The organism is Neoaquamicrobium microcysteis, from assembly GCF_008180155.1.
Lineage (GTDB): Bacteria > Pseudomonadota > Alphaproteobacteria > Rhizobiales > Rhizobiaceae > Aerobium > Aerobium microcysteis.
In genome coordinates, this window is the sequence record NZ_VSZS01000068.1 from 214,553 (window position 1) to 235,822 (window position 21,270).

Genomic DNA, 21,270 nt, shown 5'->3' on the forward strand with positions numbered 1-21,270 from the left:
CGCAAGGGGGGGCAGCTTTCATCGTTGTGCAAGCCAGGACAGCGGCACGATGATCCCGAGGAGGATGGGCTGGTGCAGGAGGTAGATCGCGAGGCTGTGCCGCCCCATCCAGACGAGCAGACGTGCTGGCTTCCCGGCAGCGAGCAAGTTCGCGAAGCTGGTATTCAAGTCAGCTGACAGAAGCCACTTTGCCACGGCAACGCCCATCAGCGTCAGGCCGACCCACGGAAAGATCGGCACGAAATCGTTGCTTGGCGGCACCTGCTCCGCGAACCCGATCCAGGCCAGCCAGCGCGTGTCGAAGATCGTTGACCGCCAAAGCATCGGCATGGAGAAGACGGCGATGCCACCCAGGAGGCATGTCCATGCGCGTGCCCGCAGAAACAGCGTACCGATCAATGTGGCGGCGGCAATCGCGTGCAGGATGCCAAAGTAGATGAAGGTCCCCGGAAGGACATACCACGTCACAACCGTGATCGCAGCGGCCGACGCGGCGATCTTTGCCAGGCGTATGAAGTAGCTGGAAGGCTGAAAGCCGGCCCTGTCTGCCAATACGAGACCGACACCGACAAGGATCATGAAAGTGCCGGCAAGGCTACGTCCGAAGGCCAACCACAACGGATGGTTGGCGACGCCGGCGATAAAGCCCGTGAACTCCAGATCCCAGACGAAGTGGAAAAATACCACACCGGCGATAGCAGCGCCGCGGACGGCGTCGATAGCCCAGAGTCGCATGGAGTTCGTCATGCAATGCCTTCATCTAAGGTTCCACGGGACAGACTATAGGACCTCGACCTGCTTGAGGTTCAATTCCGATCTTGCTCACCGCAGCGAACTAAGATGCGGAGCTCGACCCACCATTGTCGCATGGCTCGCGCCCGGTTGGCCAACCCTCAACGACTGATCCGATAGACAGACGCGGGTGGAAAGTTGCGGAATTCCGTTCCGATCATCTCAACCTTCAAGTCAAGACGTCGAAGGACGCTTTCGGGAATTGGGCTTCGCCATCCATATGTGAATTGGTAAAAGCCCGCTTTCGGTTCCAGCAGCCTGAATGAGCCGGCAAGAATCCGCAGAACTTTGGAAGCCGGCATTGCCAGCAGCGGCAGTCCGCTGATGGCCGCTCCATGAAGCCTTGGTTGGGGGAGATTGCTCATGGATAGACGCGCAGCGTCGGCGCGCACGATCATCGCCCCGGGGTAGCGCTGCGCGAGAATGTCAGCAAACTCCTCGCCCAGCTCGACCAGGGTGAGTTCATTTTGCATTACGCCCCGGCGGATCAGCGCCTCCGTGAAAACCCCGGTGCCAGGGCCAAATTCGATTACCGGCCCGATCCCCGGGTGAACATGCCTGGTGATCAGTGCAGCGAGGTGCGCGCTCGAGGGGATGGCGGCACCGACGCGCAGCGGGTTGGCGACCCATGCGCGCAGGAAAGTTAGCCTGTCGGCCGATTGGGGCATTGTTTCGATCTCTCGCTGCCGGGTGAAGCCGCTCGCAGCCGGTACGGCCTCGAGGTTTCCCTGCGAATCAGCCAGTCAGTTGGATAGCCGCCAGATGTTCCCACCTCTAGCAGCATGAGGTTCAAGCCCTCGCTCGTGTCCGCAGGACGAAATCACGATCGACGGCCGTCAACCGAACTGCGCTGACGGGTACAGGGCACTGCGCGATGCAGGAAAGCTGTCGATGCGCATCATAGACTGGTTTTCGCTCTCGACCACAAAGTCGCGTCCCGCAATTCGAGGGCTCGTGGCGCACAAAAGTTGCCCAAGAGCTTCCGCCTCCCCACCGCCTAAAAGCGTGGGGGTTTCCTGATCCCCTATCGGGGACTCTAAAACAGGCACCAATTTGGCGGACTCTATGAGGAGCCCTACCACAATCATGGCATTGGCCAGGCCAGACGGTGATCGTCGATGGCGAATGGATCCGCAAAGTGCGCGGGCTGGAACCTCTGAACCGGTCGGGTCATATTCGAGCCTAATTCTCTTCATAGTCGGACTACAGAAAGCCGCGAACGAGGCCGTCGGTGCAGCCCCATAGGGGGCGTTCCAAGACAAGCAACATTTTTGCGGCGGGGAGGAGTTCCTCCTAGCGGGAGCGATACGCGTGTTGACCACGATGGTCTTCGCGCTATGAGAGACACTTGTGAAGGCCTGAGGGATAGCAGCCACAAAAAATGCCGTCTGTCGATGACCCCCTTGCTTCGTTAGGGAACGAACCTCCGTTGGTTGTCGGCGGCCGCACTAAGCCACCGGACCGGCGTGAAGTCTCGATCCGATGGCTATCGGGAACATTTCTGACCGGCGTCACCTCAAGTATCTTGATGGGCGTGGCGCTGTTTGCGGCCCTCGACGGTCGCGAAGTTCTTGCCACGCCGCCCGAGGTTCTAAGCCTGCTTTCAGCCGATTGGTCCAATGACAGCCAGTTGGCCACCAAGGCGGGTCGACTCGTTCCGCCGCGCAATCTGGCGAGTCTGACCGACCGCAGACGGATGGAACTGGCAACGATGACCCGGTCGGGCGACCGCGATGTGTTGCGCACGATGCCGTTTGTCCAGGCCCGGATGTCGCTGGCGGCCGGCCATGCGACGAGCCGCGCATATCCCGCCTTCGACGGCTTGGAGATTTTTGCCGAGGAAGGAGTCGCTCAACCCACTTCGAGCGCGGGCATCATCTACGGCGCCAGCGTCGAGAACGTAGTCCGTCTGCGAACGATCGATTTTCCTCTCGAGACCGACGTCTCCGACGCAAGTAGCGATTTGTCAGCCGAAGAGGTTGAGGTCGTGGTGCGCAATCTCAGTGCCCTCCTCACCGATGGCGACGTGCGGGTCGCGGCTCTCCATTTCGTTGACCCTGAGCGTTTCGGCAGTTCGCCGACCATAAGTGATCTGCAAGGGCCTACCGGCATTCGGATCGTGGCGGAGAATGCTTCGGTTGCTATCCGGGCAAGGAGCGGCGATCCCATCCTCGACTATGCTGAGGACGTCATCCCCTTTCATGCCGAAGGCGAAATTGAGGAAGCGCTGGAGCGGGCAGGCTACACAAGCGCTAATGCAGATGGGATGGCGTCGGCCCTTTCCACCATGCTAGGAACGCCGGTGCTGAAGGCTGGCAGCGTTCTGCGACTCGGTATCGAGGCGCGTCTTGGGGAAAGCCGCATCGTGCGCGCGAGCGTCTACGATGTAGATCGGCATGTGTCCACAGTCGCTCTCAACGATAGGCGGCAGTATGTGCCAGGAAGCGAGCCGGAGCCTAGCCCCGCGTTGCAGGCGGCTTTCGACACCACTCACCCGCCCGCTATGTACAGCCGCGAAGATCCACCAACCCTCTATGACGGAATTTACCGAGCCGCTTTTTCTCATGGGCTGACGCGTTCCATGACCCGAAAGCTGGTTCGGCTGCTCGCCGCCGATGCTGATCTTCAATCGCGTCTCAATCAAGCGGACAGCATCGAGGTCTTCTTTTCACAGCCTGATGGCGAGGACAACGCTACGCAAGAGTCGGAACTCCTGTTCGTGCGGGCCACCATGGGTGGTGCCGAGCGCGCATTCTATCGCTTTCAGATGCAGGACGGCACTATCGGCTACTTCGACGAGAGCGGGCGTAGTGCCCGGCAGTTTCTCCTCCGCAATCCGATTCCTAACGGGAGATTCACGTCTGGCTTCGGCAATCGACGCCACCCGATACTCGGCTACGCCCGCGCTCATACTGGAGTCGATTGGGCGGCCCCACGAGGCACGCCGATAATCGCTTCCGGGGACGGCGTCGTCGAACAGGCCGGCTGGAGTGGCGGCTATGGCCGTCAGACCATCATCAGTCACGCGAACGGCTATCAGACGACCTTCAATCACCAGGACAGGATCGCAGATGGAGTGGTACCAGGCGCACGCGTCCGGCAAGGCCAGATAATCGGCTATGTAGGCTCGACGGGCCTTTCGACCGGAAACCACCTTCACTACGAACTCATCGTCAACGACACCAAGGTGGACCCGATGCGAGTCCGTCTGCCGGCGGAGCGAATGCTCGCAGGAGATGAGCTGCAGGCCTTCCTGGCCGAGCGAGCGAGGATCGATGGAGCTCTGATTCTGGAACAAGCTCGCACAACGACTTCCATACGTGCTCCCGTCTAGCGGCAAAAAGTGTCGGAAGGAGCGGGAGTGCATACCGCGCTCCTACCGAAAAATCATACGAACAAAGAGCCGATCGCCAAGGCGGCAATCATCGTTCCGACTACGAGGGCCAGCGCGACCTCTCCCTTGCTTGCTCGCTCTTCACGGATGATCCATGTAAAAAAAGAGCGTCGCCGGAATCGCAACGACAGCGCCGGTGACGGCTCCGGGGGAGTATTCCGCGAACATTACCCAGGTGGCGAGGTGAAAGAAGGCGTTGACGAAAAACTGCCACTGAAAGGCCATCGTCAGCACGACCCACTGGGCAGCCCCCGCCCTCCACGCGCAGACCAGCACCAGGAGAAAAAGCGGTATGTGGTTCGCTGCGAAAGCCTCGGTGGTCTCCGGCCCGAAGTTCCTTGTGACCCAGGCCGCAAATCCGGGCAGCTCTTATAGCGTGTGAAGGACAAACACAATGTAAGGCAGGAGGAAAGGCAGTTCCCTGTAGCCGAAGCCGCTACCGCTTTTGTCGGACTGCGAAAGGTTGATGGTCGCCATTTTTCGACTCCTTTTGGCAAGGCGACGAAAGCTTCACTGAAACCGCCGAAGCCCTTGCGCGATGAATGCACTGCCGAGACTGCCTGGTAACCCCATCGCGATGGCATTCTGGTTGATCTACCTGTGACCAGCACACTACCGGGTACAGACATTGTGGCTCGGCTGCGATATCGAGAAGGCTAGCAGCTCTAGTCGCTAGAGGAGCAAGGGGGAATGTTCTATCGGGCACTCGGGCCCGGTAGGGTCGGGAACCAGCATAGAGATCTTGCCTTGACGCCGTGTCTCTCGCCGCGTGGTGAGACCCGATCCCTCGGCAGTTGTCGTTTTCGGTTGAACCTCTAGCAGGTCGAGGTCCTAGAAATCCACTGACCGTTTTGTCGGAAGCGCACGAACGGCGTTCGAGATATCCGATCGAGGCAAGGATGCGAGGAAAGATGTCGAGCAGCGGAAACGAGCATCCAGCGCTGGCCAAGTCGCTCGGCGTTGTACGGCTGTCGCTCTATGGAGTCGGCACGATCATCGGTGCCGGGATCTATTCCGTCATCGCGCCGGCGGCCGGGGCAGCGGGCGATGCCATCTGGCTGAGCTTCGTGCTTGCCGCCGTGATATCGGCATTTTCCGGCCTGTCCTATGCTGAAATCGCCTCGGCGCTTCCAGGTGCTGGTGCGGAACATAACTTCCTGCGTAAGACGTTTCCTTCGTTTCCGGCTCTGGCGTTCATGATCGGGCTGTTCATCGCCGTTCATGGCGCGGCTACCCTGGCAACGGTGGCGCTCACCTTCGGCAACTACGCGCAGACACTCCTTCCGTTTGCGCCCGTCATCGTTGCCATTGCGCTCATGGGCGTCGCCACGATGATCAATATTGCCGGGATCGGCAAGGCGGCTTTCGTCAGCGCGGCCCTGACCGTTCTCCAGGTTTCATGTCTCGTGGGCTTTGCACTGTTCGCCATACCATCTGGCAGCAGGAGCTTGCAGGACGTCTCGGTCTGGCCCGACAATCCCGCCGGCATCCTTCAGGGTGCGGCTATCCTGTTCTTTATCTACTCCGGCTACGAGCACATGGCTTCCCTCTCGGAAGAGGCCAAGCGTCCCGACCGCGATTTGTGGCGCGCTTTCATGATCGCGCTGGGCATCACCACCGTCGTCTACATGGCCGTGATCTTCGGAGTTCTGAGCCTGATGAGCGCCGACAGTCTTGCAGGTTCCCAATCTCCGCTCGCCGATGCGGCCGCGCAACTGGGCGGCTCTTTCGGCATGATCATCATCGCTGCCGCCCTCATCGCTACCGCGAACGCCGTCGTGAGTTCCTCGCTGTCGGGGAGCAGGCTCCTCTTCGGCATGGCCCGCGACGGCGATCTTCCCAGTCCCCTATCCAGAACCCTGGGCTTCAGTCGCAGCCCGTGGATCGCCGCACTGATCTATCTCGTGATCGCATGCGCCTTCGTAGCCGTCGGGGAAATCGCGTTTGTCGCAAGCCTGTCCTCGCTGGGAGTGACCCTTGTCTTCGCCGCGATCAATACGGCCGTGATCGTCCTGAGGTTTACACAGCCCGACCTCGAGCGGCCTTTCCGGCTGCCATCGATCGCGAACGTGCCGCCGACGGCGGTCCTGGGAGTGGTGACCTCACTCCTGCTGGCCACTCAATATGATTGGGCCGTCTATCTGACGTTCGCCGGCGTGTTCGTACTTGGCGCGGTGCCGTACGTGTTTATCCGACGGCGGGGAAGCGCGACAACGCGGGCGAGCGGTGGTGAACCCTAGAGCCGAGGCCGGTTGCCGGGACCTCAGCGACGTGGTCGGGCTCTTGCACCTCATCCTGCTAGAGGTTGCATAAAGGGCTTGGTCGGGTCGGCGACATCGGTTTGCTCCGCCATTCCTGGCTGTTGATCGGAGAAGGGAGTTGGCGTTGGCGAACCCGGTGCTCATGCGTACGGACCGCCCCGTCGCGGCGAAACGGTTTGCGCGCGCGATCTCCAACTGTATTGCCCCTCGGAGGCTGCTCGGGACATCGCCATGATTGTTGAGTTGGGACATTTCGCGCTCGTGCTGGCATGTGTTCTGGCCACGGTGCAATTCTTCATACCGTGGATCGGCACGCAACTGGGCGACGATCGCCTCATGGCCGTTGCCAGGCCGGCTTCGGTTGCGGTTTTCGGTTTCGTCGCGCTGTCGTTCGCCGCGCTCACGGCAGCCTATGTCACCTCGGACTTCTCCGTTCAGAATGTCTGGGAGAATTCGCATTCGCTGAAGCCGATGCTTTTCAAGGTCACCGGGGTTTGGGGAAACCACGAGGGCTCGATGCTGCTCTGGGTCCTGATCCTGGCATTCTTCGGCGCACTTGTGGCGTGGTTCAGCGACAATCTACCGGCCAGCCTGCGCACGAATGTACTGGCTGTGCAGGGTCTGGTCGGAGCCGCCTTCCTTCTGTTCATTCTCGCCACATCGAACCCGTTCGCTCGAATCAACCCCGCACCGATCGAGGGCCGCGACCTCAACCCGATCCTGCAGGACATCGGGCTCGCGATCCATCCACCACTGCTCTATCTCGGCTATGTCGGCTTCTCGGTCTGCTTCTCCTTTGCGGTCGCGGCGCTGATCGAGGGCCGTATCGATGCCGCCTGGGCGCGCTGGGTGCGGCCGTGGACCCTTGCGGCCTGGTTGTTCCTGACGGGCGGTATCGCGATGGGCTCCTACTGGGCCTACTACGAGCTTGGCTGGGGCGGCTGGTGGTTCTGGGACCCGGTCGAAAACGCCTCGTTCCTGCCGTGGCTGTCCGGCACTGCGCTTCTTCACTCGGCGATCGTGATGGAGCGGCGCTCGGCGCTGAAGATCTGGACGCTGCTGCTCGCCATCCTCACCTTCTCGCTGTCTCTGCTCGGCACCTTCCTCGTGCGCTCCGGCGTGCTGACCTCCGTCCATGCTTTCGCCACAGATCCGGCGCGCGGCGTCTTCATCCTGATGATCCTGATCGCCTTGATTGGCGGCTCGCTGGCGCTGTTCGCCGCGCGCGCTTCGACACTGACGCAGGGCGGGCTGTTCCACCCCGTTTCGCGCGAGGGCGCACTGGTGCTCAACAACCTGTTCCTGACCACGGCGGCGGCCACGGTGCTGATCGGCACGCTCTATCCGCTACTGATCGAGGCGGTCACCGGCGACAAGATCTCGGTCGGCGCGCCGTTCTTCAACCTCACCTTCATCCCCCTCATGATCCCACTGCTTCTGGCCGTGCCGTTCGGGCCGCTGCTGGCCTGGAAGCGCGGCGACCTCTACGCCGTGGCCCAGCGCCTCTACTTCGCCCTCGGCGCGGCGCTGCTGACGGCGCTCGTGGTCTTCTTCTTCGTGGAAGGCAAAGGGGCGCTCGCCGCATTCGGCGTCGGCCTTGCCGTCTGGCTGATGCTGGGCGCGCTGACCGATCTGACGCTGAAGGCAGGCATCGGCAGCGTGGGTGCGGCAGTGGCGTGGAAGCGATTCAAGGGCCTACCGCGCTCGGTTTACGGCACTGCTGCGGCACATTTCGGGTTGGGCGTGACGGTGCTGGGCATCGCCGCCGTCACCTCGCTTGAGATTGAGCGAATCGTCGTGATGCAACCCGGCGACACGATGCCGATCGCCGGATATACGTTGCGTTTCGATGGTATCGCGCCGCATCGCGGCCCGAACTTCACCGAGGAGCAGGGCCGCTTCGTCTATCTCGACAGCGATGGCCGGCAACGCGGCGAGATAGTCTCGTCCAAGCGTCTCTACACCGCGCGCCAGATGCCGACCACGGAAGCAGGCATCGCCACCCGCGGATTCAGCCAGCTCTACGTCTCGCTCGGCGACCCCACCCCCGATGGCGGCGTCGTGGTGCGCGTATGGTGGAAGCCGCTGGTGCTGCTGCTCTGGCTCGGCGGCGTGGCGATGATGGCTGGTGGCGCGATATCGCTGTTCGATCGTCGGTTTCGGGTCGGCGCGCCGAGTCGAAATCGGATCGCACTCGCCCGATCGGATGTCCCAGCGGAGTGACGGCGCCTGTGTCGCAGCAACTCTAGCTCGATATTCGCGCAACCGGCCAGGTTGGACAGCCTGACAGCAGTTCACATCGCAGCTTCGATAAGCCGCTTGGCATCGTCGCTGGCCCATTCGGCAGGGCCATTCATGTGGGCGAGAAGGCATCCCTCCTCGTCTACCAACAACGTAACCGGCAGGCCGATGGCGAGCCCTCGGCGCTTCAAGTTGTTGAAGAGCGCGAGCGTGGAGTCTCGATAATAGGTGAGCTCGTCGATGCCGATCTCTTGCAGAAAGGCCTTCGGCCTCTCATCGCCGCCGGTATCGAGGTTGACGGCCACCACTTCGAAGTCCGGGCCGCCGATCGTGGCCTGCAGTTCGTTTAAGGCGGGCATTTCTTCCCGGCAGGGCGCGCACCACGTCGCCCAGAGATTGATGAGCAGTGTCTTGCCGGCCAGCTCCGCGACAGTCATGGCAGCGCCATCAGGCCCGTTGAACGCGAGGCTGCTCATCGAAAGCGGAGGATCGGCCGGAAGCATCGCCGCCACCTCTCCTTGGGCAGCCTTGTCGACAGCCGCGATCTTGTCGTCACGCGCAGGGCAGCTTTGGGTCCGATCGGAGGCGGTGGCTGATTGCCGCCCGCTACCAAAAGGGCCACCGAACACGTAGACGCCGACTGCGCCGGCACTCATCCCGGCAAGAATTGCAGATGCCATCAACACTCCGGTCGGCAGGCGGAATTTTCCCTGTGCCATCTCTCGATCCGATAAGAAAGAGCGGGTCTCATCTCCATCATGAGTGTAAACGATCCTGGCTACCTGGATGTCAATGCGCTTGTTGCCGCCAGCAAGCGGGTCGGACGGGGCTGGCGGCGTCAACCGACGCTGAAAATCTGAGTGTACGCAAGACCTGGACTCTGGGAGCACCTTCACACACTCTGGCCGCCGGATTCGTGCTCCTGATTCTCCCGGTCGGCCTCCCAGATTCGAACGCAACAGATCGGGTATTCTATAGGAGCAGCAGAAGTCGCCTAGTTGGCGAGCGCAAATGGGGTTCGCCCCATCCACATATTCTTCTGCGCTAGGTGGTCGGAACGGCGGCTAGGAGCTCGTCAAAAAGTTGCTTGGCCCTGGGCGGATGCCTCACCGCTCCGGCCTCCTCTAGGTTGGTTGGGGCGCCCACTGAGATCAGCATCACCATCCCCATGCCATAGTGCGGCGTACATTTGACCCCATAGAGGCCTTCCCCTTCGAGGTTGATAGTGACCTACTCGTTGAGCTTGCTCTTGAAGGGCTTTGCGTCGGCAGGCAACATCCCCGCGATACTCTCGGCATTGTGGGATTTGTCGGTCGGAACGAAGGTGACGGTGTCACCGGGAGCGGCGGCGACGAAGTCGGGCTCATAGCGTCTCTCGAAGCTCTCCAGACCGACCATTTCAAGGTATCGGGAGACGACATTCATCCCCTTGTGACGCGCGCCGAACAGGATGTTAGGCGATGTCAACAGGGCCGCAGAACTGCCGAGTGATGCCGGGAGCATTCTCCTGCGTTTCCCGTCTGTCTAAGGGGGCTAATTCCTCGGGGCTCTTTCTAGTTCAACACAGCTTTGAAACTTGATGCTCAAGGGGCTTGAGGTTTTATCACTGCAAATCGACTTTCGGACCTGAGCACGCTTTTCGAAAGAAAAGCGCAGCGCATCAAACGTTGGAGGATAATCGGTGGAAGTGCGCCACCTCCGCTATATTGTCGCCACCGCCCGCAACGGTAGCTTCAGTGCCGCCGCGCACGAGCTCAACGTCAAGCAGCCGATCGTTAGTAAGCGCATCAAGGAACTGGAGAGCGAGTTGGGCGTCGTGCTGTTCGACCGTTCCACAGCCGGGGCGCGACTGACGCCGACAGGGGAGGAATTTGTTGTCGCGGCCCGACGCATCCTTGAAGAAGCCGAGCGGCTGGGCGAACATATGCGGGCGAGTGCTGCTGGCAAGCTCGGTCGAGTCGTCGTCGGGTTCTATAAGTCCCTTTCTACGGGAGGCTTCCGTACAGCTCTGCGTGGCTTCCGCCGATGTTATCCCAAGATCGAGGTCGAGTTGGTCGAGTCGCCGTTTGTCGAGTTATCGGCCGGCGTGCTTTCAGGCACACTCGATACCGCGATCATCCTCGGCGATGCCGGCAAGTGCGACACTCTGGAAACTGTGGCGCTCTGGTCGGATCAACTTGTGGTTGCCCTGCCGGAAAACCATCCGCTCGCGGAGAAGCCGGTCATCTATTGGCCGGAGCTGAAGCGCGAGCGCTTCATCATCACCCACCACGATCCCGGCCCAGACATCCGTGCCGTGCTGCTTCGCCACCTCGCCGCACCGTCCGACCACCCCGAGATCATCACTCGCCGCCTCAGCCGCGAAAGCCTGCTGAGCGAGGTCGCGGACGGCCAGGGCATCGCGCTGCAATGCGAATCCGCTGTCGGGCTTTCGGGCCTCGGCGTAGTGTTCCGCCCGCTGCACGACGGCAACGGGGCAACACGTCTCGGATACATCGCCTGCTGGAAGCCGGACAACATCAATCCCGTGCTGAAGACCTTCCTCGACGCCTTGAAGCCCTGAGCGTGATTCGGCCGGGCGGGCTTTTCCACGTGATCGACGCCAGATCGGCCGCCGCATGCTTCAAGTATTTTTTCGCTCGCCTACGACCGGCTACGAAATCGCAAATAATCTGGTTGCCCACCCATAGTTTGTGCCTTTCTTGATTGTCCCCGTCGCCATCCGACCGTGAGTGCGGATGGCCGGAAACGGGGGCGGAATGCCGGCGCATCGTCATCAGAATGAAGGCCAGAGCGCGGGATTGTCGCGAGGCGCGCGGATGCTGCGCACCGCGCTCGGCCCGGCCATCGCCCGCTATCTCGAAGACCCATCTATCGTCGAGGTGATGCTGAACCCGGACGGCCGCATCTGGGTCGATCGGCTGCGCGAGGGCCTCGTCGCCACCGGCGACATGCTGCTGCCGGCCGATGGCGAACGGATCGTGCGCCTGGTCGCGCACCATGTCGGCGCCGAGGTCCATCCCGGCAACCCACGCGTCTCGGCCGAATTACCCGAGACCGGCGAGCGCTTTGAGGGTCTTTTGCCTCCAGTCGCCACCGCGCCGGCCTTCGCCATCCGCAAGCCGGCCGTCGCCGTGTTCACCCTTTCTGACTACGTGGCCGCCGGCATCATGACCGCCACCCAGGCCGAGGTGCTGCGGCTCGCGGTCGAGAGGCGCAAGAACGTGCTGGTCGCCGGCGGCACCTCGACCGGGAAGACCACGCTCACGAACGCGCTGCTCGCCGAAGTCGCCAAGACCGACGACCGCGTAGTGCTGATCGAGGACACGCGCGAGCTGCAATGCGCCGCGCCCAACCTCGTGGCGCTGCGCACCAGGGAAGGCATCGCCTCGCTCTCCGATCTCGTGAAGTCGTCGCTGCGGCTGCGGCCAGACCGCATCCCGATCGGAGAGGTTCGTGGCAGCGAGGCCCTCGACCTGCTCAAAGCGTGGGGCACCGGCCATCCGGGCGGCATCGGCACCATCCACGCAAATACCGCGATCGGGGCGCTGCGCCGACTGGAGCAGCTCGTACAGGAGGCTGTGGTCACGGTCCCGCGTGCGCTAATCGCCGACACGATCGACCTGATCGCCGTGCTCTCCGGTCGCGGCTCGGCCCGCCGCCTCGCGGAGATCGCCCTTGTCGAAGGGCTCGATCCCGCCACCGGCGACTACCGCACCCTCCACGCAACGCTCGAAACCCCCAGCCCCACACAAGGAGACTCCGCATGACGACGAAGCCCGATCCGATCCGCAGCCTGCGCAGCCGGCTGCTTTCCGGCACGTTCCTGGACAGCCTCGGCACGGCCGGCATCACCGCCGCCGGGCTGCTCTACACCGCGCCCGCCTGGGCGGCCGGCTCCTCGATGCCGTGGGAGGAGCCGCTTCAGCAGATCCTCGAATCCATCGAGGGGCCGGTCGCCAAGATTGTCGCCGTCATCATCATCATCGTCACCGGCCTGACGCTCGCCTTCGGCGATACGGGCGGCGGCTTCCGCAAGCTGATCCAGATCGTGTTCGGCCTGTCGATCGCCTTCGCGGCCAGCTCCTTCTTCCTGTCCTTCTTCTCCTTCGGCGGCGGGGCGCTGGCGTGATGCCGGGATCGCTGATGGACGAGGACGTTCGCGGCTTCTTCGCGCCGGTCCACCGGGCGCTGACCGAGCCGATATTGCTCGGCGGCGCGCCGCGCGCCGTCGCAATTCTCAACGGCACGCTGGCCGGCGCGGTCGGTCTCGGCCTGCGGCTCTGGATCGCCGGCCTCGCCATCTGGGCGATCGGCCACTTCGCAGCCGTCTGGGCGGCGAAGCGCGATGCGCTGTTCGTCGACGTGGTGCGCCGGCACCTGCGCTACCCGACCCATCTCGGCGTGTGAGGCGGCCATGCTCAATCTCTCCGAATACCGCAAGCGTTCCGCCAGCCTCGCCGACTTCCTGCCCTGGGCGGCCCTAGTGGCGCCCGGCGTCGTCTTGAACAAGGACGGCAGCTTTCAACGCACCGCGCGCTTCCGCGGCCCCGACCTCGACAGCGCCACGCCGGCCGAGCTGGTCGGCACGACCGCGCGCTTGAACAACGCCCTGCGCCGGCTCGGCTCCGGCTGGGCGATCTTCGTCGAGGCGCAGCGCAATCCGGCGACCGACTATCCCGACAGCCGGTTTCCCGACAGCGCATCCGCCTTGGTCGACATCGAGCGCCGCGAGCAGTTCGAGGACAGCGGCGTGCTGTTCGAGTCGAGCTATTTCCTCACCTTCGTCTGGCTGCCGCCGGCCGAGGAAGCCTCCCGCATGGAATCCTGGCTCTACGAGGGCCGCGAGCGCAGCGGTGTCGATCCGTGGGAACTGCTCAAGGGCTTCGTCGACCGCACCGACCGCGTGCTCAATCTGGTCGAGGGCTTTGTCCCCGAGGCCGAATGGCTCGATGACGCCGAGACGCTCACCTACCTGCATTCCTGCATTTCCACGAAGCGCCATCGCGTCCGTGTGCCCGAGACGCCGATGCACCTCGACGCGCTGCTCGCCGACCAGCCGCTCGCCGGCGGGCTGGAGCCGCGCCTGGGCGGCTTCCATCTGCGCACGCTGACCGTGATCGGCTTCCCGACGACGACATTCCCCGGAATCCTCGACGACCTTAACAGGCTCGCCTTCCTCTATCGCTGGTCGACGCGCGCCATCATGCTCGACAAGACCGACGCGACCCGGCTGGTCACGCGCATCCGTCGCCAATGGTTCGCCAAGCGCAAGTCGATCGCGGCCATCGTCAAGGAGGTGATGACCAACGAGGCGTCGGTGCTGATGGACACCGACGCGGCCAACAAGGCGGCCGACGCGGACGCCGCACTTCAGGATCTGGGTTCCGATCAGGTCGGAGAGGCTTACGTCACCGCCACGGTGACGGTGTGGGATGCCGACCCGTCGATCGCCGACGAGAAGTTGCGCCTGATCGAGAAGGTCATCCAGTCGCGCGACTTCACCTGCATCGTCGAGGGCGTCAACGCCATCGAAGCATGGCTCGGCTCCATCCCCGGACAGGTCTATGCCAATGTCCGCCAGCCGCCGATCTCGACGCTGAACCTTGCCCACATGATCCCGCTGTCGGCGGTGTGGGCAGGACCGGCGAAGGACGAGCATCTCGACGCGTCGCCGCTGTTCTATGCGAAGACCGAAGGCGCGACGCCGTTCCGCTTCGCGCTCCATGTCGGTGACGTCGGCCACCTGATGCTGGTCGGGCCGACCGGCGCCGGCAAGTCGGTGCTGCTGGCACTGATGGCGCTCCAGTTCCGTCGCTATCCCGGCAGCCAGGTCTTCGTGTTCGACTTCGGCGGCTCTATCCGCGCCGCAACGCTGGCGATGGACGGCGACTGGCAGGATCTCGGCGGCTCTTTCTCCGACGACGCCGAGTCCTCCTCGGTCTCGCTCCAGCCGCTCGCCCACATCCAGCATACGCCGGAGCGGGCATGGGCCGCCGACTGGCTGGTCGACATCCTCGCGCGCGAAGGCGTCGCCATCACGCCGGAGGTGAAGGAGCACATCTGGACCGCGCTGACCTCGCTCGCCTCCGCGCCGCTTGAGGAACGCACCATCACCGGCCTGACCGTGCTCTTGCAATCCACTGCACTCAAGCAGGCGTTGCGGCCATACTGCATCGGCGGGGCGCATGGCCGGCTGCTCGACGCCGAGCACGAATATCTCGGCGCGGCAGAGGTGCAGGCGTTCGAGACCGAGGGGCTGGTCGGCACCAGGGCTGCGCCCGCCGTGCTCTCCTATCTGTTCCACCGGATCGAGGCCCGCTTCGACGGACGGCCGAGCCTGCTCATCATCGACGAGGGCTGGCGCGCTCTCGACGATGGCGGCTTTGCCGACAAGATCAAGGAATGGCTGAAGACGCTGCGCAAGAAGAATGTCAGCGTCGTCTTCTCCTCGCAGTCGCTCGCGGACATCGAAGCCTCGCCGATCGCGCCGGTGCTGGTCGAAAGCTGCCCGACCCGCATCTTCCTTGCCAACGAGCGCGCCATCGAGCCGCAGATCGCGACCGTCTATCGCCAGTTCGGCCTCAATGACCGCCAGATCGAGATCCTCGCCCGCGCCACGCCGAAGCGCGACTACTACTGCCAGTCCCGGCGCGGCAACCGCCTGTTCGAGCTTGGGCTGGGCCACATCGCGCTGGCGCTCTGCGCCTCCTCCGATAAGGCCGCCCACGCGCTGATCGACGAGCTGCTGCGCGACGGCTCGCGGCCTTACTTCCTCGAAGCCTGGCTCCACGCCAACGGCCTCGCCTGGGCGGCCGAACTCGTGCCCGAGCTTTCCAACGTCATCGACCGATCCGCAGTCACCGACGCGCCGATCGCCTCGCATGATACCGGCACGGCCGGCGAGACCGATCCCGTCCACCCGTCACCCGAACAGGAGGTTTGACCATGCCACACACCACTCGACACGCCCACCTTCGCCGCGCGCTCGCCGGCGCGATGGCGCTGTCGCTCGCCGCGCCCGCCATCGTCGCCGTCACCGTGCCCGCGCACGCGCAGTTCTTCGGCGGCCGCATCGTCTACGACCCGACCAACTACAGCCAGAATCTTCTCTCGGCCGCCCGCGCGCTGGAGCAGATCAACAATCAGGTGACGTCCCTCGCCAACGAGGCGCAGATGTTGCTCTACCAGGCGAGGAATCTCACCAGCCTGCCCACCTCCATGATCTCCGAGATCGAAGGCAATTTCTCGGAGATGAAGAGCCTGCTCGGCGAGGCGGAGCGGCTGGCCTACAGCGTGCAGGACATCGAGAGCCAGTTCTCCTCGACCTATCGCGACTTCGCCGGCGACAAGACCGGCGAGCAGCTTGTCGCCGCCGCCCGCGAGCGCTGGCAGCAGTCGCTTTCGGCCTACGAGCATTCGCTGAAGGCCGGCGCGACCGCCGTGGGCAATATCGACGGCACGCAGGCGCAGACCCGATCGCTGGTCGGCGCCAGCCAGTCGGCGGTCGGCATCCTTCAGGCGACCCAGGCAGGCAACGAGCTGCTCGCCGTGCAGGCGAGTCAGATCGCCGACCTGACCGCCATGCTGGCCGCGCAGGGTCGCGCCGAGGCGCTGGAGCAGTCCCGCCGCGCGGCTGCGCAGGAGCAGGCCCGCGAGCAGTTCGGCCGCTTCATGTCCGGCCGCGACTACAGCCCGTCCAGCGTGCGCATGTTCAACGACTGAGGACACGCACACGATGGACCTGAAGATCGCCGCCCGGATGATCGCCGTCCTCGCCATCGGCGCAGCCATGATTGCTGCCGTCGCTGCGCTGCGCGAGGCAGGCTCGGAGGATGACGCCCCCGCCACCCGCCTCCGTGATCCGGGCGGCGAGCCCGCCAATGCCGAGCTGGTCCGCTGCCGCGACCTCGGCATGGCGGCCGCCGACGATGCCGCCTGCAAAAGAGCATGGGTCGAGAGCCGCCGCCGCTTTCTGGAATCGTCCGGGGAGCGCGTCCGGCCATGAACGATGTCGGCGTCATCGACCGCTTCCTCAGCGTCTTCACCAGCTACATCGACTCCGGATTTGGCCTGCTCGGCGGCGAGGTGGCGTTCCTGACCACCACGCTGATCGTCATCGACATCACCCTTGCCGGCCTGTTCTGGGCCTGGGGCGCCGACGAGGACGTGCTTCAGCGCCTCGTGAAGAAGACCCTCTATATCGGCTTCTTCGCCTTCATCATTGGCAACTTCAACTGGCTCGCCAACATCGTCTTCGAGAGCTTCTCCGGTCTCGGCCTTCAGGCCGGCGGCGGCTCGCTCTCCGGCGCCGAGCTTCTCCAGCCCGGCCGCGTGGCACAGGTCGGCATCGACGCCGGCAATCCGATACTCGAGGCCGCCGGCGATCTCATGGGCTACCTGTCCTTCTTCGAGAACCTCGTCCAGATCGTCGTGCTGATGACAGCCTGGGCGATCGTGCTGATCGCCTTCTTCGTGCTGGCGATCCAGATCTTCGTGACCTTGATCGAGTTCAAGCTCACCACCTTGGCGGGGTTCGTCCTGCTTCCCTTCGCGTTGTTCGGCAAGACCGCCTTCCTCGCGGAAAAGGTGCTGGGCAACATCGTCGCCTCCGGCGTGAAAATCCTCGTGCTCGCCGTGATCGTCGGCATAGGCTCCGGCCTGTTCGGCGAGTTTACCTCCGGTTTCCCGCCCGAGCCGACCATCACCGACGCCATGTCGCTGGCGCTCGGCGCTCTCGCCCTGATGGGCCTGTCGATCTTCGGTCCCGGCATCGCGACCGGCCTCGTCTCCGGTGCGCCGCAGCTCGGCGCAGGCGCGGCCGTCGGCACCGGCCTGGCGGTGGCCGGTATGGGGGCGGCGGGCTATATGGGCGCGCGTGCGGCGGCCGGCGGTGGTGCTGCGGCGATCGGGGCTGGTGGGCGCATGTCGGCCGCTGCCGCACGCGGCGGCGCGCATCTCGCCGGCAGCACGTCGGCCGCCTACGGGCTGGCCGCCTCCACCTCCGGCCAGTCCGGCATGGGCGCCGTCGCCGCCGGTATCGGGGGTGTCGCCAAGGCCGGCGCGTCCGCCGCTGCTCAACCCGCCCGTCAGGCCATGTCGCGCGCGGCCGATGCCATGCGGTCCAGCTTCCGCTCCGGGCAAGCCGGCGCATGGACCGCCACCGGCGGCCAGTCACAAGTCGCCGGCATGGCGTCGGGCGCAGGCAGCGCCGCCGAAGCCGCCGCGCCTTCCGGACAGCCTGCATGGGCCGCGCGCATGAAGCGCGGCCAGACCATCAGCCACGGAACCACCGCGGCCGCCCATGCGGTCCGCTCCGGCGATTCCGGCGGCGGTTCCATGAACGTCTCTCTCAATCAGGACGACCGCGGATGAACCTCTTCAAACGACCAACCGTGCGCTATGCGCGCACGCCCGAACCCGAAACCCCATACAGACGAGCCGCTCAGGTCTGGGACGAGCGCATCGGCTCGGCCCGCGCGCAGGCCCGAAACTGGCGGCTCATGGCCTTCGGATCGCTGCTGCTCGCCGGGGGCTTTGCCGCAGCGCTCGTCTGGCAGTCGACGCGCGGGACCGTCGTGCCCTGGGTGGTGCAGATCGACCGCTTCGGCGAGGCCCAGGCGGTCGCCTCGGCCGTGGCCGACTATCGGCCGACCGATCCGCAGATCGCATGGCATCTCGGCCGCTTCATCGAGCAGGTCCGCGCGATTCCGGTCGATCCGATCATCGTGCGGCAGAACTGGCTGCGCGCCTATGAATACACCACCGATCGCGGCGCAATCGCGCTCAACGACTATGCCAGGTCCAACGATCCGTTCGCGCGCGTCGGCCGGCAGCAGGTTGCGGTCGAGATTTCGTCCGTCATCCGCGCCTCGCCGGATTCCTTCCGCATCGCCTGGACGGAGCGCCGATACGAGAACGGCCAGCTCGCCGCCACCGAGCGCTGGACCGCGATCCTGACCGTGGTGATCCAGCCGCCGCGCACCGCCGAACGCCTGCGGGCCAATCCGCTCGGCGTCTATGTCAACGCAATCAATTGGTCGAGGGAGATGGGATCATGATGGGGGCCTTGAGGAGAAGGACTTCGCTGCCGCTGGTCGTGCTGGTGACGGCGACGGCGCTCGCCGGCTGCGCCAGGAAGTATATTCCGCCGGAGATCGACTACGACGATGCCGCGCCGGCCGTGCTCACGGCCGATCCGCCCGGTCCGGTCCGCATCGTCGAGACGCCTAAGCCGCTTCCGCTTCCCGGCCAGTTGAAGCCGGTCGACGGAGCCGCGGCGAAGCCCGAGCCGGCCGATCCGCGCCAGCGTATCACCCAGGCCAACGAAGCCGCACGCATGCAGCCCGTCCGGGACGGCTTCATCAATGCCGTGCAGGTCTATCCGTATTCGGCCGGGGCGCTCTATCAGGTCTATGCCGCGCCCGGCCAGGTCACGGACATCGCGCTCCAGCACGGCGAGCAGCTCGTCGGCTCCGGCCCCGTCGCCGCAGGCGATACGGTGCGCTGGATCATCGGCGACACCGAGAGCGGCAGCGGCGATCGCCGCCAAGTCCATATCCTCGTCAAGCCGACGCGGCCCGATCTTCAGACCAACCTCGTCATCAACACCGATCGCCGCACCTATCACCTTGAGCTGCGCTCGACACCCTCAACCTATATGGCGTCGGTGTCATGGCAATATCCGCAGGACCAGCTCATCGCGCTGCGCCGCCAGAACGCGAGGGCCGCCCAGGTCCAGCCCGTCGCGAGCGGCGTCGACATCTCCAGGCTCAACTTCCGCTATGCGATCGAGGGCGACAGCGCCCCGTGGAAGCCGCTTCGCGCCTTCGACGACGGCTCCAAGGTCTATATCGAGTTCCCGTCCGGCATCGCTCAGGGCGAGATGCCGCCGCTCTTCGTCATCGGCCCGTCCGGCAACTCCGAGCTGGTCAACTACCGAGCCAACCAGAACTACTACGTCGTCGACCGGCTGTTCGCGGCGGCCGAGCTGCGCATGGGCGACAAGGAAGCGCAGCGCCGTGTCCGCATCGTCCGCACGGACGGCAGGCCGGCGGCGCGCCGTCCGGCGATCTTCGCCAGGGGAGAAGGGCGATGACCGACGCCCATACCTCTCCCGGCGGCGACATCCGCGCCGAGCTGCGCCTGCGGCCCGAGCCGCCGCGCGTCACCCGGCTTTCGCGCAAGGTGCTGATCGGCCTCGGCGGCGTCGCTTCCGTCGCGGTCCTCGGCGCGCTGGTCTGGGCGCTCGACACGAGCCGGCGCGGCGGACAGCAGCCTTCCGAGCTTTACAGCACCGAGAACCGCTCGACGGCGGACGGCTTGCAGAGCCTTCCCCGCGACTACACCGGCCTGCCGCGTCCTGACGTGCCGGAGCTAGGGCCGGCGCTGCCTGGCGATCTCGGCCGACCGATCCGCCGCGCGCAGGAGCAAGGAAGGCCGGTCGCGCCGCCGGCGATCCAGACCCCGCAGGCCGATCCGGAGGAGCAGCGCCGCCTCGCCGAGATCGAGGCCGCCCGCACCGCGAGGCTGTTCACCGACAGCCGCGGCGAGCGCGTGACGGACGGCCTGTCCCTCGGCACGAGGCCCGCCGTCGATCCGATGACCGGCCTGACCCTTCCGGCCGAGCCGCCTTCGCTCGATCCCGGCTCCGCGCAGAACATGCAGGACCGCAAGCTCGCCTTCGTGAACGCGGAGACGGACCGCCGCACCGTCAGCACCGACCGCGTGCAGGACAAGGCGTCGCCCTGGGTCGTTCAGGCCGGCGCCGTCATTCCCGCCGCTCTCATCACCGGCATCCGCTCCGATCTGCCGGGCCAGGTCACGGCACAGGTGACGGAGCATGTCTACGACAGCCCGACCGGATCGTACCTCCTGATCCCGCAGGGTGCGCGGCTGATCGGCCAATACGACAGCCAGGTCGCCTTCGGCCAGCGCCGTGTCCTGCTGGTCTGGAACCGCATCGTCATGCCGGACGGAACCTCGATCGTGCTGGAGCGGCTGCAAGGCACGGACCCGCAGGGCTTCTCCGGCCTTGAGGATCAGGTCGACTATCATTGGGGCCAGCTCTTCCGCGCGGCCGCGCTCTCGACGCTGCTCGGCGTCGGCACGCAGCTCGCCATCGGCGACGAGAGCGAGATCGCCCGCGCCATCCGCGAGAGCGCGCAGGACACCGCTTCCGACATCGGCCAGCAGATCGTCCGCCGCCAGCTCAACATCCAGCCGACGCTCACCGTGAGGCCCGGCTTCCCGGTCCGTGTGATCGTCCAGCGCGATCTTGTGATGCAGCCCTACGGCGCGGCGAGGGAGCCGTCATGACCAAGCTCAAGCTCTCCGCCATCCCCGACGACCGGCCGGTCAAGATCACCGTCGAGCTGCCGGCCGCCGTCCACCGCGATCTCGTCGCCTATGCGGAGATCCTCGCCCGCACCGCCGGCGAGACTGCCGCGCTCGATCCGGCGAAGCTGGTGGCGCCGATGCTCCAGCGCTTCATGGCCACCGACAAAGGATTCAGCAAGGCGAAGCGCACCGATCTGTCGCAGCGTTCCGCCTAGTGGTCTGGCTTCGGACGATACGCCATCA

At 64.7% G+C, this 21,270-nt stretch carries 21 protein-coding genes; 15 read left to right on the forward strand and 6 right to left on the reverse strand.

Annotated features, from left to right (window positions below; translation table 11 throughout):
- Window positions 1–18 precede the first annotated feature (18 nt).
- A complete protein-coding gene (locus FY036_RS21925) occupies window positions 19–747 on the reverse strand; it encodes a heparan-alpha-glucosaminide N-acetyltransferase (RefSeq protein WP_126006804.1) in 729 nt (242 codons plus the stop codon).
- A 146-nt stretch (window positions 748–893) separates the two neighbouring features.
- On the reverse strand, window positions 894–1,460 hold the full coding sequence (locus FY036_RS21930; RefSeq protein ID WP_126006806.1) for a class I SAM-dependent methyltransferase: 567 nt from the start codon (window positions 1,458–1,460) through the stop codon (window positions 894–896).
- A 761-nt stretch (window positions 1,461–2,221) separates the two neighbouring features.
- Between FY036_RS21930 and FY036_RS21935 the strand changes: the two genes are divergently transcribed.
- Window positions 2,222–4,126, forward strand: a complete 1,905-nt coding sequence (locus FY036_RS21935; RefSeq protein WP_328593113.1) for a M23 family metallopeptidase — start codon at window positions 2,222–2,224, stop codon at window positions 4,124–4,126.
- A gap of 141 nt (window positions 4,127–4,267) precedes the next feature.
- Here FY036_RS21935 and FY036_RS21940 read toward each other — a convergent pair whose 3' ends face one another.
- Window positions 4,268–4,552, reverse strand: coding sequence for an HXXEE domain-containing protein (locus FY036_RS21940; RefSeq protein WP_126006811.1), 285 nt, complete (start codon window positions 4,550–4,552; stop codon window positions 4,268–4,270).
- A gap of 428 nt (window positions 4,553–4,980) precedes the next feature.
- Between FY036_RS21940 and FY036_RS21945 the strand changes: the two genes are divergently transcribed.
- Both FY036_RS21945 and FY036_RS21950 read left to right on the forward strand, forming a co-directional pair.
- Window positions 4,981–6,426 carry an APC family permease gene (locus FY036_RS21945; protein ID WP_235897758.1) on the forward strand — a complete coding sequence of 482 codons (1,446 nt, stop codon included), beginning with the start codon at window positions 4,981–4,983 and terminating at the stop codon, window positions 6,424–6,426.
- A gap of 252 nt (window positions 6,427–6,678) precedes the next feature.
- The gene (locus tag FY036_RS21950) at window positions 6,679–8,670 is read left to right on the forward strand and encodes a heme lyase CcmF/NrfE family subunit (RefSeq protein WP_235897759.1); all 1,992 of its coding nucleotides are present in this window, start codon (window positions 6,679–6,681) and stop codon (window positions 8,668–8,670) included.
- A gap of 71 nt (window positions 8,671–8,741) precedes the next feature.
- On the opposite strand, the gene tlpA is transcribed toward FY036_RS21950, so the two are convergent.
- The 3 genes from tlpA to FY036_RS24255 all read right to left on the reverse strand — a co-directional run bounded on the left by tlpA (window position 8,742) and on the right by FY036_RS24255 (window position 10,191).
- The gene (tlpA, locus tag FY036_RS21955) at window positions 8,742–9,407 is read right to left on the reverse strand and encodes a thiol:disulfide interchange protein TlpA (RefSeq protein ID WP_126006816.1); all 666 of its coding nucleotides are present in this window, start codon (window positions 9,405–9,407) and stop codon (window positions 8,742–8,744) included.
- Between the two features lie 325 nt (window positions 9,408–9,732).
- Window positions 9,733–9,912 carry a plastocyanin/azurin family copper-binding protein gene (locus FY036_RS24250; protein WP_308206225.1) on the reverse strand — a complete coding sequence of 60 codons (180 nt, stop codon included), beginning with the start codon at window positions 9,910–9,912 and terminating at the stop codon, window positions 9,733–9,735.
- 6 nt (window positions 9,913–9,918) lie between these two features.
- Window positions 9,919–10,191, reverse strand: a complete 273-nt coding sequence (locus tag FY036_RS24255) for a cupredoxin domain-containing protein (protein WP_308206221.1) — start codon at window positions 10,189–10,191, stop codon at window positions 9,919–9,921.
- 178 nt (window positions 10,192–10,369) lie between these two features.
- On the opposite strand from FY036_RS24255, the gene FY036_RS21965 reads away from it, so the two are divergent.
- From FY036_RS21965 to FY036_RS22020, 12 genes are all read left to right on the forward strand, one after another.
- Window positions 10,370–11,251 carry a LysR family transcriptional regulator gene (locus FY036_RS21965; RefSeq protein WP_126006818.1) on the forward strand — a complete coding sequence of 294 codons (882 nt, stop codon included), beginning with the start codon at window positions 10,370–10,372 and terminating at the stop codon, window positions 11,249–11,251.
- 196 nt (window positions 11,252–11,447) lie between these two features.
- Window positions 11,448–12,458 carry a P-type conjugative transfer ATPase TrbB gene (trbB, locus tag FY036_RS21970; protein WP_126006820.1) on the forward strand — a complete coding sequence of 337 codons (1,011 nt, stop codon included), beginning with the start codon at window positions 11,448–11,450 and terminating at the stop codon, window positions 12,456–12,458.
- Window positions 12,455–12,820 (forward strand): TrbC/VirB2 family protein, encoded by a 366-nt coding sequence (locus FY036_RS21975; protein ID WP_126006822.1) that lies wholly within the window; start codon window positions 12,455–12,457, stop codon window positions 12,818–12,820. Before trbB ends, FY036_RS21975 begins: the two co-directional genes overlap by 4 nt.
- 14 nt (window positions 12,821–12,834) lie before the next feature.
- A complete protein-coding gene (locus FY036_RS21980) occupies window positions 12,835–13,098 on the forward strand; it encodes a VirB3 family type IV secretion system protein (protein WP_126006824.1) in 264 nt (87 codons plus the stop codon).
- A 7-nt stretch (window positions 13,099–13,105) separates the two neighbouring features.
- Window positions 13,106–15,634 carry a conjugal transfer protein TrbE gene (gene trbE, locus FY036_RS21985; protein ID WP_126006826.1) on the forward strand — a complete coding sequence of 843 codons (2,529 nt, stop codon included), beginning with the start codon at window positions 13,106–13,108 and terminating at the stop codon, window positions 15,632–15,634.
- Window positions 15,635–15,636: 2 nt separating this feature from the next.
- Complete coding sequence (gene trbJ, locus FY036_RS21990) at window positions 15,637–16,413, forward strand: P-type conjugative transfer protein TrbJ (RefSeq protein ID WP_126006828.1); 777 nt, start codon at window positions 15,637–15,639, stop codon at window positions 16,411–16,413.
- Window positions 16,414–16,426: 13 nt separating this feature from the next.
- Window positions 16,427–16,696 (forward strand): putative entry exclusion protein TrbK-alt, encoded by a 270-nt coding sequence (trbK-alt, locus tag FY036_RS21995; RefSeq protein WP_126006830.1) that lies wholly within the window; start codon window positions 16,427–16,429, stop codon window positions 16,694–16,696.
- A complete protein-coding gene (gene trbL / locus FY036_RS22000) occupies window positions 16,693–18,063 on the forward strand; it encodes a P-type conjugative transfer protein TrbL (protein WP_126006832.1) in 1,371 nt (456 codons plus the stop codon). The genes trbK-alt and trbL overlap by 4 nt, the downstream gene beginning before the upstream one ends.
- A complete protein-coding gene (gene trbF, locus FY036_RS22005; protein WP_126006834.1) occupies window positions 18,060–18,749 on the forward strand; it encodes a conjugal transfer protein TrbF in 690 nt (229 codons plus the stop codon). Before trbL ends, trbF begins: the two co-directional genes overlap by 4 nt.
- Window positions 18,746–19,786: a P-type conjugative transfer protein TrbG gene (gene trbG, locus FY036_RS22010; protein WP_126006836.1), complete on the forward strand. Its 1,041-nt coding sequence runs from the start codon at window positions 18,746–18,748 to the stop codon at window positions 19,784–19,786. Before trbF ends, trbG begins: the two co-directional genes overlap by 4 nt.
- Complete coding sequence (locus FY036_RS22015; RefSeq protein ID WP_126006838.1) at window positions 19,783–21,006, forward strand: TrbI/VirB10 family protein; 1,224 nt, start codon at window positions 19,783–19,785, stop codon at window positions 21,004–21,006. The genes trbG and FY036_RS22015 overlap by 4 nt, the downstream gene beginning before the upstream one ends.
- Window positions 21,003–21,242, forward strand: a complete 240-nt coding sequence (locus FY036_RS22020; RefSeq protein WP_126006840.1) for a DUF2274 domain-containing protein — start codon at window positions 21,003–21,005, stop codon at window positions 21,240–21,242. The genes FY036_RS22015 and FY036_RS22020 overlap by 4 nt, the downstream gene beginning before the upstream one ends.
- Window positions 21,243–21,270: the final 28 nt, after the last annotated feature.